10 protein-coding genes and 1 pseudogene are annotated in these 17,324 nt (G+C 42.7%); 9 read left to right on the forward strand and 2 right to left on the reverse strand.

From position 1 onward, the window contains the following. Positions 1–289: 289 nt before the first annotated feature. Complete coding sequence (locus HPS55_RS13210; protein ID WP_172177962.1) at positions 290–1,729, forward strand: lipopolysaccharide biosynthesis protein; 1,440 nt, start codon at positions 290–292, stop codon at positions 1,727–1,729. 17 nt (positions 1,730–1,746) lie between these two features. Then, positions 1,747–2,583 (forward strand): LicD family protein, encoded by an 837-nt coding sequence (locus HPS55_RS13215; protein WP_172177960.1) that lies wholly within the window; start codon positions 1,747–1,749, stop codon positions 2,581–2,583. A 630-nt stretch (positions 2,584–3,213) separates the two neighbouring features. Here the strand turns inward: HPS55_RS13215 and HPS55_RS13220 are convergent. Further along, positions 3,214–4,557 (reverse strand): DUF6080 domain-containing protein, encoded by a 1,344-nt coding sequence (locus tag HPS55_RS13220; protein WP_172177958.1) that lies wholly within the window; start codon positions 4,555–4,557, stop codon positions 3,214–3,216. 194 nt (positions 4,558–4,751) lie between these two features. Here HPS55_RS13220 and HPS55_RS13225 point away from each other — a divergent pair, with 194 nt between their 5' ends. The 7 genes from HPS55_RS13225 to HPS55_RS13255 all read left to right on the forward strand — a co-directional run bounded on the left by HPS55_RS13225 (position 4,752) and on the right by HPS55_RS13255 (position 15,922). Next, positions 4,752–5,600 (forward strand): O-fucosyltransferase family protein, encoded by an 849-nt coding sequence (locus tag HPS55_RS13225; RefSeq protein WP_172177956.1) that lies wholly within the window; start codon positions 4,752–4,754, stop codon positions 5,598–5,600. Between the two features lie 283 nt (positions 5,601–5,883). Then, positions 5,884–9,204, forward strand: a complete 3,321-nt coding sequence (locus HPS55_RS13230; protein WP_172325011.1) for a SusC/RagA family TonB-linked outer membrane protein — start codon at positions 5,884–5,886, stop codon at positions 9,202–9,204. A 23-nt stretch (positions 9,205–9,227) separates the two neighbouring features. Beyond that, entirely contained in the window at positions 9,228–10,856 is a 1,629-nt protein-coding gene (locus tag HPS55_RS13235) for a RagB/SusD family nutrient uptake outer membrane protein (RefSeq protein ID WP_172177952.1), read from the forward strand. A gap of 38 nt (positions 10,857–10,894) precedes the next feature. Continuing rightward, the gene (locus HPS55_RS13240) at positions 10,895–11,809 is read left to right on the forward strand and encodes a zinc-binding metallopeptidase (RefSeq protein WP_172177950.1); all 915 of its coding nucleotides are present in this window, start codon (positions 10,895–10,897) and stop codon (positions 11,807–11,809) included. A 13-nt stretch (positions 11,810–11,822) separates the two neighbouring features. Further along, complete coding sequence (locus tag HPS55_RS13245) at positions 11,823–13,127, forward strand: DUF4302 domain-containing protein (protein ID WP_172177948.1); 1,305 nt, start codon at positions 11,823–11,825, stop codon at positions 13,125–13,127. Between the two features lie 5 nt (positions 13,128–13,132). Next, entirely contained in the window at positions 13,133–14,188 is a 1,056-nt protein-coding gene (locus HPS55_RS13250; protein WP_172177946.1) for a BACON domain-containing protein, read from the forward strand. Positions 14,189–14,596: 408 nt separating this feature from the next. Next, positions 14,597–15,922, forward strand: coding sequence for a hypothetical protein (locus HPS55_RS13255; protein WP_172325013.1), 1,326 nt, complete (start codon positions 14,597–14,599; stop codon positions 15,920–15,922). Positions 15,923–16,781: 859 nt separating this feature from the next. Here HPS55_RS13255 and HPS55_RS13260 read toward each other — a convergent pair. Continuing rightward, positions 16,782–17,324 (reverse strand): annotated as a pseudogene (locus HPS55_RS13260) (hypothetical protein); the annotation flags it as partial.

Genomic DNA, 17,324 nt, shown 5'->3' on the forward strand with positions numbered 1-17,324 from the left:
ATATTAAAGGCTCAAAGCCTATTCCCTACGCTGGGATACTCCGTGGGAAGGTTGACTTCCTTTATACAACAAAGGTAAGAAAACCTATTTCTTTTTACTACTTTTTTATGATTTTTAATTTCATATGCAAAGGTAAAGTCCCTACCTTTTGCGATATCTATATTTTGACACAGCCCCGATTTGGGATATTATCAGGCGGCCGGGCCGGTTTGCCCGCAAATACTGCGTCTTTTTCTTTGATTATCTGTCGATTATAGTTAAATTTGCGGTGCAAATCGGAATACGTGCAATGGAGTCATTGAAAGAGAAAACGGCCAACGGGCTACTTTGGGGAGGAATAAGCAACGGCGGTCAGCAGCTGCTGGGACTGGTGTTCGGCATCATCCTCGGCCGTCTGTTGTCGCCCGACGATTACGGCATGATAGCCATGATAAGTGTGTTCTCGCTTGTGGCCAACGAGTTGCAGAACAGCGGCTTCAAGACGGCGCTGGCAAATATTCCGAATCCGACAGACCGCGACTACAACTCGGTGTTCTGGTTCAATATCCTCATGGGTGTCATGCTATATACGCTGCTGTTCTTCTCCGCCCCGCTCATAGCCCGGTTCTATGGCGTGCCCGAGCTGGTGCCGCTCTGCCGGTATGCTTTCCTGGGGTTTGTAATAGCCGGTCTGGGCACCGTACAGTCGGCATGGCTGTTCAAGAATCTGAAAGCCAAACAGCAGGCCAAGAGCGGACTTGCGGCAGTGCTCATATCGAGTGGCGTGGGCGTGGCGCTGGCTTTCGGCGGATTCTCATATTGGGCACTGGCCACACAGAGCATAGTGTTCATCTCGATCCACACCTCGCTGCAGTGGCACTACTCCCCGTGGCGTCCGTCGCTGCACGTCGATTTCGGTCCTGTACGCGGCATGTTCCGGTTCAGTTGCAAGCTGCTTTTGTCCAACATCATCACCCACATCAACACCAACGTACTCAATATCCTGCTCGGTCTGCACTTCTCCAAGCGCGATGTCGGCTACTACAATCAGGCATATCAGTGGAATTCGAAGTGCTTCTACACTCTGCAGGGTATGGTGCAGACAGTGGCCCAGCCAATATTCGTGGAGCTGAAAGACAACGGCGACCGCCAGTTGGCGGCACTGCGCAAACTGATGCGCGTAACGGCATTCATATCATTCCCCATGCTGTTCGGTTTCGGTCTGGTGGCGCACGAGTTCATCGTCATCACCATCACCGACAAGTGGGAGGCCAGCGCCGTGCTCATCAAGATTCTCTGCATTGGCGGAGCGTTCATGCCGCTGAGCACACTGTTGTCCAATCTTGTGGTGAGCAAGGGGCATTCCGGCACATATATGATGTGCAACGTGTGTCTCGGACTGCTCCAGATAGTTCTCATGACCGTGTTCTACCGCTACGGCATACACACCATGGTGACGGTATATGTGGTGCTTAACACGCTGTGGGTGTTCGTGTGGCATCACTTTGTCCGCCGGTTCACGGGTTACGGCTTCGGCATGATTCTGGCCGACATAATGCCGTTTGCGCTGTCGGCTCTCGCCGTGATGGCAGCCACCCACTGTATCACCGCCGCCATTGGCGACCTGCGTCTGCTTATGGGTGTGCGCATAGTGACGGCCGCCGCGCTGTATTATGTTGTGATGCGCTTTGTGAGCCGCAGCACGCTCGACGAGTGCATGTTGTTCGTGAAATCGAAGATAAGGAAATAAAATACACATTATTATATATGGAATACCAATATACCGACGAGGAACTCAGCCGGCTGCACGACACTCTGTATGACATACTGCACGAGACGATACGCGTGTGCCATAAGCTCAACATCAGATATTTCATCATAGGAGGTACGTGTATCGGCGCTTTCTTCTGGAAAGGCATAATACCGTGGGACGACGATATAGATATAGGAATGACGCGCGAGGACTATGACAGATTTCTTGCGGAGGCTCCGGCGGAGCTTGGAAAGGACTATTTCCTGCAGTGGTACAAGACGGACAGGCACGCGCCTTTTTTCTTTGCGAAAGTAAGGAAACACAATACGTTGTTTCTCGAGAGCATGTTCAGCAGGGTTCCGATGCATCACGGTATATTTGTAGACGTCTTCCCGTTCGACAAAGTCCCGCGAAGCCGCACGGCCGAGAAGATACAGTTTCATGCCATGGGGTTTCTCAATGCGTGCTTCATAGCCAAGGAAGTGTGGCAATATAAATGGTGTGGAAAGTGTGAGGTGCCCGAGCCGCGTCCGCGGGGATTCGTTCCATGTCTCATGACACGCATAACGAACGCCGTATTGCCCAAAAGCGCCATATACAGGCTGATGACCGGAATACAGACAATGTTCAACGGATGCGGGGCCGACCGCTACAATCTTATGTCGACCGATTGCGACCATATATCCGTCGGAAGCATCAACAATCTTCAGACCATGACATTCGGGCCGTTGGAGGTGGCGGCTCCGGCAGACGTGGAGACATATCTGAACAACCATTATCCGGGATTGCAGAAGTATCCGCCCGTGGAACAACGGAAAACCCACAGGCCGGCTAGGCTTGACTTCGGGTAAGCGGCAAAATATGGGTCTTCCGGAATTTGGAGGATGTGTGTATGGCATTGTAAATCAAAATAGAGTGCATTGTTTTAAGTTAGTAAAGTTAGTCAACAAAATGGAACTACATTATCGTCCGGACATAGTATGAACGCACCTTGAATGAATGCACCCTGAATGAACGCGCCCCAACGGGGCAACGAGCACATAGCCCGGGGCAGAGCGTAGCGGCACCCCGGGGACAACACGATTGTATCCATTCGCCCTGTAAGGGCAAAAGCATTAATTATCAGGTATTTACATTATATATACCCCATATGGTTTTATGCTTTTGCCCTTTCAGGGCGCGGGGAATCCAACACATGGATTCCCGGGGTGCCGCTACGCTTTGCCCCGGGCTATGTGCTCGTTGTCCTTTCAGGACGCCCCTGCTACCATGTAGGACACAACCTGCTACCATGCATGATTCCACTTGTTACCATGTATATAATTCCCCCTGCTACCATTCAAGACACAATCTGTTACCACGCATGATACCCCCTGCTACCATTCAAGACACAACCTGTTACCACGCATGATATCTCCCCCGTTACCATGCCCGGATTCCTGTTGTTCTATTCAAGAGCGCTTGTCTATGAATCATTCTGGCTAAAGCAGATACTCTACTATCAGTGTTCCGTTGTATATCCATAGAAAAAGCGTTATTACGGCGATTAGCCCGCGCAACGGCAGGCGCCATCTTGCTTTCGCGCTTTTAAATAATGTGGATATGGCTATGGGAATGATGAAAATCCAGTGGGCTGTCATTATGTAATTCTCGAAGATGGCAAATCCCAACACCATATGCAGCGTCATGTCCAAGGCAAACCATGACAGACACAAGTGGATGAACTTGTCACGGCGTCCGAACCACAGTCCGGCCGCAAAGAGAAGTATGATCAAGGCCTCGACGGCATAGTTCAGCCACCAGTCGTAAGTGACAAATCCGGGGCGGTTGCTGTTGCCGTCCTGAAGCAGATATCTGCGGTGAAGCTGTATGGACTCTCCGAAGACATTCTCAACGGCAGCGTCCCAGCGCGACATGGATTTGTCTGTCCATTCAAACAGTTCGCTGTCTATAATCTTGGTTCCCTTGTGTTTCTTCTTCCATTCCTCATGGTTGCGATGTGCCTCGGCAAACTTGGGGTCGGTCTTCATGCGCTGTGCGCCACGTATGGAGTCCAGGCGTTCGTTGGGCAGTTGGACGGTATAGTATTGATATGTATATGCCCCTGAAAGAATCATCACCGGCAGTATGAACACCACCGACAGGTACCGCAGATCGAAGAAACGCCTGCCCCCGCACCACAATGCGGCCAGCATTGTCTTGGCGCCGTTGGTCAGCGTGATTCCCGATGTGACCAGAAAAAGCAGCATCGTCTTCCATGGTCCCATGCAGCTGCCGTCGCGCAGATGGTAGCCCGCTGCGTAGAGTGTAAGCAGCAGCAAAGACATCGAAATGCCGAAATGGTCGGGGACGAACGAGCTTATCATCACATGGGCGAACGAATAGAACATCAGCGTGAGCAGAAACGAATCGGTGCGGCTCAAACCTGTTACACGACGGAGAATGCGGTAAAGAAACAGAAACGAGCATATACCGCACACCACCATAACCGCCGCGACGATATATATGGCCATGTTCATTTCCGTATACTGCATCTGCCAGTGGTTGAACAGATACAGCGGATACATCATAGGCGTGAACAACGGGTGGCGGTAAAGCGCGTATATCATCTTGCCGGTAGACAGTGTGATATACGTATAATCGTCGTATCCGGATACTACGAAGTATTTGGTGAAAAGACTGTAGTAGGCAATGTTGCCCCCGCGGGTGAACAAATCATGGTTGTAGGCCACCATCAGTCCGTTGAGTGCCACCATCAGCACCGCTGCCACGAGTATTACCGTACGCTCTTCGCGCCTGATACCGAATATGTTTGATAGTTTCATTGTATGCTGTCAGAACATCGTTTAACTTGATTTACCGGTGCAAATTTACATATAAATGGCGAAATCCCATATCACCGAAATAAATAATGTCGTACTTTGACGCGTTTTATCGCCGGCTCTATGAAACATTTGCCATGAAAACTTGTATATATCAAAATAACAAGCTACTTTTGTGCCGGTAACGCATATTGGGTATGAATAGTGGAACATTGACGCTTGTCCCTTCCGGCGGACTGGCCAACCGAATGAGAGCAGTGGCATCTGCATACAGTCTTTGTGAGGCGACCGGCTCACGCTTGCAGGTGGTATGGTTTCGCGATTGGGCGTTGAACGCGGCATTCAATGATATCTTCGAGCCTGTAGATCCGTCGTTGTTCGATCTGCGTGAGGCCCGTATCTTGGATTTTATTGTCAACGACCGTCCGCGACGAAAGAATCTATGGATACCTAAGCTGTTGCAAATGCTCGTTTACCCCCCCCACTATAAATCACGGATATATGAACGTGAGGTGACCCCGCTCAAGCGTCAGGGCTTTGACTTCGAGGCATGGCAACGCGGCCACCGCTGTTACATGAGTTGCTATCAGGTGTTCGGCAGTTTTCCTGATACACTGTACGGCAAGTTGTTCCGCCCGGTGCGTGGCGTGATGGAACAGGTGGAAAGAAATGAATGTATGTTTTCTGCACACACAATAGGCATGCACATACGCCGTACCGACAATATGGAGTCGATAGAGAAAAGTCCGACGCAGTTTTTCATAGATGCCGGCCGGAAAGAGCTTGAATCCTATGCTGACCTTAAAATATTTCTTGCCACAGACAGTGAGGACGTCAAACGCGAAATGCGCGAAGAGTTCGGCAATCGCATCATAACGGCCGGAGAAGAGGCTTTCCGCGGCAATGTCGACGGTATACGCGGCGGACTGGCCGACATGTACACTCTGGCGCGCACACAATGCATCTATGGTTCGGCAGGCTCCAGTTTTTCGGAGATGGCGTCGTATATCGGTGGCAAACCCCTTATACGGACATCAAATCAATGACAGACAGTCTGTTGTATCCGTTATTGCCGTATACTGTAGAACTGTCCCGCATCACTTGTACATGTGTTACGTGAATAGCAGCCTTTAAGCCTTTCATTTTGCAAGTTAAACAACGGATTTTTATTCATTTTAGAATCATAAAAGCCGTTTTATATATCTGTTTGGCGGTAATACACATAATATATAATGCTTTTTTTTTATTTTAATGCTTTAATTTGGAATTTTTGTGTAATTTTGCAAATTGTAACAAACTTATAAAACATTAGTAAAAGAGAGAGTTTTTATGGAGAAAAAATTAACCATGATTTTGGCATGCCTGTTCCTGTCGATAGGAATGGCGTTTGCCCAAACAAAGGTGACGGGAACCGTGCTGTCTCAAGATGACGGTCAGCCGGTCATCGGTGCATCCGTACTCGTACAGGGCACGAAGACCGGAACCACGACCAATATCGACGGACAGTTCACTCTGAATGTGCCCAAAGGTAAGAAGATTCAGGTAAGCTACATCGGTATGGTGACACAGACCGTGACACCGAAACCGAACATGAAAATTACGTTGCAGGCAGATGCCAATACTTTGAGTGACGTCGTGGTGACGGGTATGGTGAAGATGGATAAACGTCTGTTCTCTGGATCAACTACAAAGATTGACGCAGGATCAGCAAAACTTGATGGTGTTGCCGATATTAGTCGCTCTTTGGAAGGAAAGGCTGCCGGTGTGTCGGTGCAGAACGTATCAGGTACTTTTGGTACCGCTCCTAAAATCCGTGTTCGTGGTTCTACATCAATTTATGGAAATTCTAAACCTCTTTGGGTTGTTGATGGAGTTATTATGGAAGATGTGGTCGATGTAAGTGCAGACCAACTTTCTTCTGGTGATGCCAATACTCTTATAAGTTCTGCTATAGCAGGGTTGAACTCTGATGACATTGAGAGTTTTGAAATTCTTAAGGACGGGTCGGCTACATCTGTGTATGGTGCACGTGCTATGGCAGGTGTGATAGTGGTAACGACCAAAAAAGGTAAAGCCGGGCAGGCTCGTATAAGCTATACCGGTGAATATACGATGCGTCTGATACCGAGCTATTCGACATTCAATATTATGAATTCTCAGGATCAAATGGGTATATATCAGGAATTGCAGCAAAAAGGATACTTGAACTATGCAGAAACAGCAAATGCCGCAAATAGTGGAGTATATGGTAAGATGTATCAGCTTATGAGCGAATATGATCCGGCTACAGGACAGTTCTTCTTGCAAAATACCTCAGAGGCAAGGGCGAATTATCTGAGAGCGGCAGAATACCGTAACACCAATTGGTTTAAGGAGCTGTTTTCAAATTCCATCCAGCACAATCATTCTGTCAGTATCACAGCTGGAACAGAAAAGGCTCAGTATTATGCATCTGTAAGTGCAATGTATGATCCGGGATGGTATAAAAAGAGTGATGTAGAACGATATACTGCGAATTTTAATGCCAACTACAAGTTATCATCCAAACTCAGCGCAGGACTTATAGGTAATGCATCTTATCGTAAACAGACAGCTCCGGGTACTATAAGTTCTACAACCAATCCAGTTACAGGTGAGGTAAGCCGTGCTTTTGACATCAACCCTTATTCATATGCGCTTAACACATCACGTGCTTTGGATCCGAATACTTTCTATACTCGTAATTATGCTCCGTTTAATGTGTTCCATGAATTGGAGAATAACTATATGGACCTTAATGTGGTTGATTTCCGAATGCAGGCCTCTTTATCATACAAGCCGATAAACAAGGTCGAACTGACGGCTTTGGGAGCCATAAAATATGCAGCAACCACTCAAGAACATAATGTTAAAGACAATTCCAATCAAGCCGAAGCATACAGAGCTATGGGCACAACGGCTATCCGTGACAGGAATAATTACCTTTATACAAATCCTGACGATATTTATGCATTGCCTGTTACTGTATTGCCAAACGGTGGCATAATAGATCGTAGAGACAATCGTATGTTCGGTTATGACTTCCGTGCGTCGGCTTCTTATAATGATGTGTTTAACGAAGACCATATATTAAATCTATACGGTGCCATGGAGGTTAACAATACAGAACGACACTATACATGGTTCCGTGGATGGGGTATGCAGTATGAAATGGGTGAAATTCCGTCATGGGCGTATGCTGTATTCAAGAAAAGTCAGGAAGAGAATTCCCAATACTATGAAATGACAAATACTCAGGAACGTAGTGCTGCTTTTGTAGGTGTGGCTACATACTCATGGAAAAAGCGTTATTCGATAACCGGTACATATCGTTATGAAGGAACCAACAGAATGGGAAAGAGCCGCAGTGCTCGTTGGTTGCCTACATGGAACGTATCCGGTGCATGGAATGTACATGAGGAAAGTTGGTTTGAAAAACTTAGTCCAGCATTGTCAAATCTTACGTTTAAACTATCTTATTCGCTTACGGCGGATAGAGGTCCTTCTTTTGTGACAAATTCGCGTGTGGTGATAAAGGCTGAAAATCCATGGCGTCCTTCTGCAGATGTTACAGAGTCTGCATTGTATATTGACGCTTTGGCAAATGAGGATCTTACATATGAAAAGAAACATGAATTTAATTTCGGTCTTGAGGCCGGTTTTTTGGATAACCGAATTAATTTCTCGTTTGATGCCTATACTCGTCGTAACTTCGATCTTATTGGTATTGTATCGACAGAGGCTGTCGGAGGAGAACAGTCTAAATATGGTAATGTAGCCAAGATGAAATCAAGCGGTATTGAACTTTCTCTTAGTACAGTGAATATCAAGACGAAGGATTTTACATGGTCTACGGATTTCATATATAGTTATATGAAGAATGAGGTAACAGAACTGAACACAATGAACCGTATGTATGAGTATCTGTCAGGAAACGGTTTCTCTATGGTTGGTTACCCACGTGGGAGTATATTCTCAATACCGTTTATGGGATTGAGTGGGGAAGGCTTGCCGACATTTTTGGATCAAGATGGAAATATTAGTGTTTCTGGCATAAATGTGCAGGAGTATGATCCGGAAAAGTTGAAGTTTTTGAAGTACGAAGGTCCATCAGAACCAACAAATGTAGGAAGTTTGGGCAATATGTTCAAGTATAAGAGACTCAGCTTGAATGTATTTATTACATATTCGTTTGGTAATGTTGTTCGTTTGGATCCGATTTTCTCAAATGAATATAACGATTTGACATCTATGCCTAAAGAGTTTTATAACCGGTGGACAGTGCCAGGTGATGAAAAGCGTACTACAATTCCTGTTATAGCAAGTAAGATCCAGAACAAGAATGATGCTAATCTCACCAAGGCATATCAGGCTTATAATTATAGTACGGAACGTGTTGCCAAAGGTGATTTCATTCGTATGAAAGATATTTCTCTTGGATATGAATTCCCTTCTAACATAATTCAGGCATTGAGAGTTTCAAATCTATCGTTGAAACTTCAGGCTACTAACCTGTTTCTTCTTTATGCAGATAAAAAACTTAATGGTCAGGATCCTGAATTCTTCAATACAGGTGGTGTAGCATCACCTATGCCTAAGCAGTTTACTTTGACTTTGAAAGTAGGTATTTAAAAAAACAGAAAAAGAACGAAAAAATGAAGAGAAGCAAATTATTATATATATTGGGAATGTCTCTTTTCGTAGGAATGTCTTTAATTTCATGTGATGATTTTCTTGACGAGAATCCAGACAACCGTACAGAACTCGATACAGAGGAAAAGATTATTTCGCTGCTTACTTCGGCATATACCTCTCATAGCTATGCTATCATTAATGAATGTCTGTCAGACAATACTGATGATATGGGACCTCGCTATTCAAAATATGATGACAGATTTATAAATCAGGCTTATACATGGAATGAAATGAAAGAGTCTGATAATGATGGCGTGATGAATATGTGGCAGGGCAGTTATTCTGCCATATCCGCAGCAAACCATGCTCTTCAGGCAATAGAAGAACTTCCAGAACCACTGAGTGTGAAGATGAAGGAGGCAAAGGGCGAGGCGTTGCTTTGCAGGGCTTACCATCACTTTATATTGGTAAATGAGTTCTGCCAAAATTATAATGTCAATACTAGTGCTAAAGATTTAGGTATACCTTATATGACAACAGTTGAGGCCGGACTGAATCCACATTATGACCGTGGAACAGTGGCTGAAGTATATTCGAAAATGGAGAAAGATATTGAAGAAGCACTTCCTTTAGTTGGCGATACGCATTATAAACAGCCTAAATATCATTTTAACAAGCAGGCTGCCTATGCCTTTGCAGAGCGTTTCTATCTATTTTATGAGAAATGGGATAAAGCTTTGGAATGTGCAAATATTTGTCTTGGTACAGCACCGAAATCCTTGTTGCGTGATTGGGACGAGATGGCGTCATATGGTATAACAAACAATTTGGATCCAAGAAATAATCTTTATATTAAAGCATCGGCAAAGTGTAATTTCCTGATGACAACAGCTGTTTCTAGTGCTGGTATTTTCTTCAGCAATTACATCAATGCCACAAAGTATTCTCATAATAGCTTCATTTCTAAGAATGAAACATTAGAGGCAAATAATATTTGGGGAGGATATACGATGATGCGTTGTCTGCCACTTGTTTTCAAGGGAGGTACGATGGACAGGGCCTTGGTCGCAAAGACTCCAATGATGTTTGAGGAGAAAGATCCTGTATCAAAAACCGGATATTTTCATACTGTAGCAGTTCCTTTCCGAGCCGATATTTCTTTGTTGGAGCGTGCAGAGGCTTATGTTATGCTGAAACAATATGACAAGGCTTGTCAGGATCTGACCGTGTGGATGCAGAATTGGGCAAAGACATCACTGATTCTTACACCAGAGACTGTTAAGCAGTATTATGATAATATGAATTATTACACATCTTTTGCTCCTTCTCAAAAACGACATCTTTATCCTGCTTTTGCTATTGAGGGAGAGGGTAGTATACAAGAGAGCATGTTGCATTGTGTACTTAATTTCAAACGTCTTGAAACTATACATGAAGGACTTCGTTGGTTTGATGTAAAGCGTTACGGTATAAATATAACACGTCGTGTAATGAATTCGTCGAGTGAACCGGAAACGCTTGTCGATTCACTTTTGGCAAATGATCCTCGACGTGCAATCCAGTTGCCAATGGAAGTTACATCGGTCGGTATGGAAGCCAACCCTGGACGTTATGGCTTGGATCCGGATTTTAAACTGCCTTTTGAGTAGAAGCGATGTTTTTATTAATGCGAAAACAAGAATAAACAATGAGAAAGAACACCATATATTCAATATTATTGGCTGGAGTGGCTATATTTACTACAGTTTCATGTTCAGAGGATGATTTGTCTTCTGATAGTGTAATAACTACAGACAAACAAGACAAAACTCCTTTTGACTATTGGCTTGATGTCAATTATGTTCAGCCTTTCAATATAGCTGTGAAGTATCGTTACGAATATAATGAAAGTGACGAGAACTATTATACAGTGCCGGCTCAGTACGATCAAGCCGTGGAAATGGCCCATATTGTCAAATATAGTTGTATAGATGCTTATATAGAGACGGCTGGAATGGAATTTACATGTAAATATTTCCCCAAGCTGTTTTATTTAGAGGGAGAATTTCATTATCGCAATAATGGGACATTTGAATTGGGTACAGCAGAGGGCGGAAGAAAGATTACCCTCATGGGGGTTAATTATATAGACAGATTTAAAGACAATATAGATAATCTGAATACGTTCTATCTGAAGACCATACATCATGAGTTCAGTCATATTCTGCATCAGACTTACGAATATCCTTCATCTTTCCAACTTATTACTCCTGGATATTTAGCTGATAAGTGGAGTAATCCTGAATTTGGTGAGGATTATTTGCAACGTGGCTTCATAACAAATTATTCTCAAAATTCCCATCGCGAGGACTTTGCGGAGATGCTTTCTACATACTTGACAAATTCTCAGGAACAATGGGATGAATGGATGAAGACTGCAGAAGGGACTGTTGATGATCCTGCAAATGGACGTGGTCTTTTGGAGCAGAAGTTGGATATTGTGCGCAATTATATGGAAGAGACATGGAATATTGATATAGATGAACTTCGTGAATCAATATTGCGTCGGGAGCATGATATTGTTGATGGTAAGATAGATTTGACCGATTTGACTGTAAACTAAAATTAAATTGATTATGAACAATAGTATAAAAAAGATAGCGATATTACTGTTTTGTGCTATACCCATGCTGTTTACATCTTGTTTGAAAGATCAGGATGATGTATTTGATTCATCATCGAGTGATCGTTTGCAGCAGACGTTGATGCATACAAAGGATATACTGACAGGTGCGGAAAATGGATGGGTAATGGACTATTATGCAGGTATAGACATGGCCTATGGAGGTTATGCGTTTGCTGTAAAGTTTGATGAACTTACGTGTACGGCATCTTCCGAACGTATACCTGAAGCGTGTACATCATATTATAAGCTGACAACAGATAATGGGCCGGTATTGGCTTTTGATACCTATAATAAAGTCCTTCATGATATGGCAACTCCAAGTCAGAATAACTATGAAGGAATGAATGCTGATTTTGAGTTTCTTGTACTTAGTGCAACACCTGAAAAGATTGTACTGAAAGGTAAGAAGACTCAGAATATCATGTATATGTATCCTCTTTCTGTTCCCGCAGAAACATATATCCGCAATGTTCGCAACATGGTTGAAGAATTGGTTTTTAGCACTGCAAAGGGGAAAATAGGAGATCTTGATGTGGAAGCTGTTTTCGATATAGATAACAGGCATGTGGACTTTACCGCACCGGATGACGCGATGTTTAGTTATAGCCTGCCATTCACATATACATCTACAGGAATACGTCTGCATTCTTCTCTCGGTACGGGAGATGTAGCGTTCAACAGTTTTGATTACGATAGTGAGAAATTGCAGCTGGTAGCTATGAATAATGCCGGTCAGACGATTGCTATGGATTGTTTCCGTCCTGACAATTGGAGAGATTATGCAACTTTTGAGGGTGAATATACTCTTTATACTGCTGATTCACGTTATAACGTACAGCTTGTACCTACGGAAGAGAGAGATGCATATCTTATGAAAGGTCTCAATTCTAAATATGATATACTTTTAAACTATAGTAAAGGAAGGGGCGCTTTGACAATTTCCACTCAGTTCATAGGGGAAGAGAATGGAATACAGATTCAATTGGCAATGTTGGATCCAGATGGCTCTTATCTATCTTGGTCTCCTCAGGTAGGTCTTGTCGTTAGTGCCAATACAAAAGTAGAAGGTGAATATATTGTGGAGAGCAATGGATATGAGGATTTTGTCTCAGGAGGTGTGATATTGTGGTGTTTCCAAAATGGAGACGCTTTGGATGGGTCGGATGTAGGCAGTTTTTTCCAGTCTCATAGATCATGGCTTATGTTCGGCAATACATATCTTTTGGATGGAATGAAAAAAATGGTTAAAAAATGATTGTTATGAATAAGATACTGACTATAATATTTGCAATTACAGCAATGATGTGTGTCACTTCATGTAGTGATGACGATAATTATTATGCAGGTACTGATACTATTGCAATAATCAGTAATACGGCTTCGGATATGCCTTCTATAGCTTCATCTGCCAAAGTTGTTGTTGAAGGTTCGGGAAATATTAGTGTGACAAGCTCGTCAGAGTGGTGTATACCGACTGTTGAAGGTAATGTAATTGATGTTTCCGTTATGGAAAATCCTTCATTGGAGAGTCGTTGTGCTGTACTTACTGTGAAGGCTGGTAATGGGGAGCGTAAGGTGAGCGTCCTGCAGCGTGGTATGGTTTTTGCACTTTCGGCACCGGAATATAATAATGTATATCTTGGTTCCGAACTTGTTTTTCCAATGGAACATTCCGGTACTGTAATAGCAACATCTGAAGTACCTTGGATGTCGGCTAAAGTGGAAGAGAATGTATTGCGTGTTAAGATAGAGGACAATGTCTCTGGTTCAGACCGTGAGGGAACCATTATTGTTACCGCAGGAAAATATAATAGGGAAATAAAGTTCTATCAGTATGAACTTTCTAACGTATTCGGTGAATATACTCTTTCTGGAAAAAATGCTGGAGGAACATCCTATGTCAGCTATAATGGAACATTGTCAGTAGGAGACAATGACGCATCGCTTGTTTTTGTAACCGTTATAAAGGGCGTTGAGTATAGTATACCCTTTGCTTTTGAGGCTACAGGCGAAATCACTTTCAGTGCGGGAGTCTCATGCGGCATGAGCGGTCGTAACTATCTGTATACTGCCGTTGGAAGTGCCGAGGCGAACAATGGTCGTGGTGCTCAGTTCAAGACTTATGGGAGTATGAGTGGCAAACTTGCAAAGTCAGGTTCGGGGGGTATGGAATGTATTTTGGCCGATAATGGTTCTGTTGCGGGGCATGACATTGATTTGATGCGCGTTAATCGTTATTCGGTAGAGTCTATAACAGAGTCCACAACAGGTACAAATGTGCTGACTGTACGTGAACCGGTTTTGCGTAAAAAATAGCATTTAAATAAGGTTTTTGGATTTTATAGTTTTTTAGATTATAGCCCGGCTATAGTACCAGCAATATTCATGTCACATGTTGAGTGCATAATATTGCTGGATTTTTTTTCTATATAAATTTAGGACATTTTATAATTAAACAATTGTATTATTGTAATGATATGCGATACATGTATAGTTTTGGGATTATAGAAGAAGATTCTATAGGCATGACATGACAAAAGCATTTATACGATACTGTCTGTTTTTATATGCATATAGAATACATTTTAATGCTTTTTGACGGTATAAAATGACAAAATGAAGATTTTGTATGCCTTTTCGCTTGATTATGTCTTGAAAAGTTTGCGAAGTTATAAATAATGTGTAACTTTGCAATCGGATTATTAATTAATAAAAATAAAGTATATGAAGAAATTTACTTTAACATTGGCTGCATGTGCAGTTGTATTCAGTGGTATGGCGCAAAGGGTTGCGGTTTCTAAGGTTGCTGATATCAGCAAGCCGTCAATGGAAAAAATGGAGGTGCGCAGTAATTATAAAATGTTTAGTGAACTGAAAGCATCCGGAGTTCAGCATGAAAGCCTGAAAGCGAATATTGCCAAATTGCCGATCACAGGCAATGTATTGCGTCAGCCGTCAGCAAAAGCAGAGGTTCAGGCAATGCCGGCATATATGATCGGTAGTATTATGGAGGCAAATGTTTTGGGCGGTACAGTTCCTGTCAGTATGGTTCCCAGTCGGATAGCAACGACTACTGAGCAAAATTCGGAAATACTTCTTGTTGATGTATGGGGATTGGAGTATGCTATTGCGGGCGTCATCATTAAGGGACAGAATTCTTTAAGTCAAATTGGTGCGGATTCCGTGGCATTCATTAACAATCAAGTTATTCTTACGGCAGCAAATGGTATTGGCGAAGATATTGTAGTCACATCAATTGATTTCAGCCGTGATGAAAACCGTAATCCTGTTATGACACGTTCTTCTTCTGAAACATTTGGTGGCTATTATTTCCCGGAGAATAATGAGGTGTATATACCCGAATTAGTGGGATGTTATACTGCTACAGGAAATGAACCGCTTGCTTACTCGGATACTCCTATTTATTCTGATTTGGATATTTTAGGTGGAATGGATGATTATATAACCAAAACTATCATAACAGGAACATCTGATAATGAGCCAGTTAATACAGAAGGAAAAGCTGTTGTTTTGGGTAATAATATTTATGTACAGGGAGCTTTGTTTGACATGCCTAAAACTTGGTTGTGTATCTCGGGAGGCGAAGAAGGGTTTGTTTCTGAAAGTTTTCAGTGGATAGGTTTGTTTAGATCAGGTCCTGGAGTGACAGGTACAGCTGTACATGATAGCCAACCTGGATATTATAGCTGTGGTTTGGAGGATATGCCATTTGCCATTGGGAATGATTTGGATGACAATTTGATCGTTACTCCAGCTAACGAAAAGTTTCTTGCAGGACTTGTTCTAGCAAAAGGTACAAGTGGGCTTAGCCTTGCCGGAATTTGTAGTATCTCTGAGAATTTGGAAATCATTGTTACCAATGAATTGGCTTCAAGCATAAGCGACTTGACATCAGATGTGTCTAAAGTTTCTTCCAAAGCGTATTTCGACTTGTCTGGCCGTAAGGTTACTAAAAATGCAAAAGGACTTGTAATAGAGAAAGTTACTTATGCCAATGGTAAGACAGAGAGTCGTAAAGTTATTATGTAATGGTGGAAATGGTTTTTATAAATAAAATATATTTTCTTCCATACAACTAAACACTATAATTAGTTTTAAAAGGGTGTAAATTCCAAAAACATAGGAAATTTACACCCTTTACTTTTAATTAAAATCTGTGTTTACTCATAGCTTAGCTATATTTTGTTCTGTCGAAGACATGTGACATTGTTATAATACCACTGCTTATTCCATGTGTTTCCAGTCTTTACACGTATTTTACTTTATTTCAATATATCTTTTTATTGCCTCCAAAAATATTTCAAAGTTTTCTGTGGTTATTATTTTAACCCAATCTTTTTCGAACTTAGCCGTGTCAATCACTGGCATTCTGTATCATTTATGGTATCAACATTTTTTCTGTCCGTTTTTGATGTAGTCGGACGGGGTTTCAATGTAGAGTTTGTTGTTACCTTATAGACTCGTTATGATTCTGATGACAGTTATTGTAGTTGTCGATTGTAAAGGTACTGCTTTTTTTCTTTATTACGTATATTTTTGGTAAAAATTTTGATTATTTGAATGAAAAATATACTTTTTAGGATTAAGTCAAATGCAAAAATTGCCATATAGTCATTCTCTGCATAAGTAATTACTATTATTGTCTTAATGCTTCTACAAATATATGAATCCATGGGACGGAAGATTTTTTTGGTAGATAGCGACTTTTACTATATAATTTTGACAAAACATATAAAGTAGTACAGTGTCTTGTGAGTGTTTTCAGCAAGCATATCGGCCTTATACTTCAATAAATGTTCTTGGCTTGTATATAAACTTGTATATAAAGAGGTGAGGAACTTTAGCGTAAGTCCTCACCTTTTATCCTTTCATTAAAATTTGTGTCTATTCATAGTTTAGTTATTTCTTCTATCGACAAACCTGTGACATCGGATATAATATCATTGCTTATCCCATGTGCCTTCAGGCTCCTTGCATGTGTTAGTTTTGCTTCAGTAATACCTTTTTCGATACCTTCAACCAATCCTTCTGAGCGTCCTTCGGCAAGTCCTTCCGCTCTTCCTTCAACGAGTCCTTCCGCTCTTCCTTCCGCTCTTCCCTCGGCTCTTCCCTCTGCTCTTCCCAAAGTTCTTCCTTCGACGAGTCCTTCGAGTTTTGCCGTATCAATGACATCATTCTGTATCATTATGGCATCGATGTGCCTGTCGTATGCCAGCTTTTCCTGCCTTGTCATGGCCATGTACTGCAACTTCCGCTTTGCCTCGTTGAGCCCCGGAGCCGTTGTGTCATCCTTGATATGTCCGTTCTTGAGGTAGTCGAGCCATTCTTCCAGCGGCGTTGTCGCAACCTTGTTGAACTCGTTCACGCGTATGATGAAATATTCGGGAAATATCTCAGACGGTGCCTTCATCCTTATGACGTCGCTCTCCTT

This window comes from Xylanibacter rodentium, from assembly GCF_013166575.1.
Classification (GTDB): domain Bacteria; phylum Bacteroidota; class Bacteroidia; order Bacteroidales; family Bacteroidaceae; genus Prevotella; species Prevotella rodentium.

Bases quoted from the DNA above. Each gene is read 5' to 3' on its own strand.
- HPS55_RS13210 (WP_172177962.1), top strand. From the start codon at position 290: ATGGAGTCATTGAAAGAGAAAACGGCCAACGGGCTACTTTGGGGAGGA.
- HPS55_RS13215 (WP_172177960.1), top strand. From the start codon at position 1,747: ATGGAATACCAATATACCGACGAGGAACTCAGCCGGCTGCACGACACT.
- HPS55_RS13220 (WP_172177958.1), bottom strand. From the start codon at position 4,557: ATGAAACTATCAAACATATTCGGTATCAGGCGCGAAGAGCGTACGGTA.
- HPS55_RS13225 (WP_172177956.1), top strand. From the start codon at position 4,752: ATGAATAGTGGAACATTGACGCTTGTCCCTTCCGGCGGACTGGCCAAC.
- HPS55_RS13230 (WP_172325011.1), top strand. From the start codon at position 5,884: ATGGAGAAAAAATTAACCATGATTTTGGCATGCCTGTTCCTGTCGATA.
- HPS55_RS13235 (WP_172177952.1), top strand. From the start codon at position 9,228: ATGAAGAGAAGCAAATTATTATATATATTGGGAATGTCTCTTTTCGTA.
- HPS55_RS13240 (WP_172177950.1), top strand. From the start codon at position 10,895: ATGAGAAAGAACACCATATATTCAATATTATTGGCTGGAGTGGCTATA.
- HPS55_RS13245 (WP_172177948.1), top strand. From the start codon at position 11,823: ATGAACAATAGTATAAAAAAGATAGCGATATTACTGTTTTGTGCTATA.
- HPS55_RS13250 (WP_172177946.1), top strand. From the start codon at position 13,133: ATGAATAAGATACTGACTATAATATTTGCAATTACAGCAATGATGTGT.
- HPS55_RS13255 (WP_172325013.1), top strand. From the start codon at position 14,597: ATGAAGAAATTTACTTTAACATTGGCTGCATGTGCAGTTGTATTCAGT.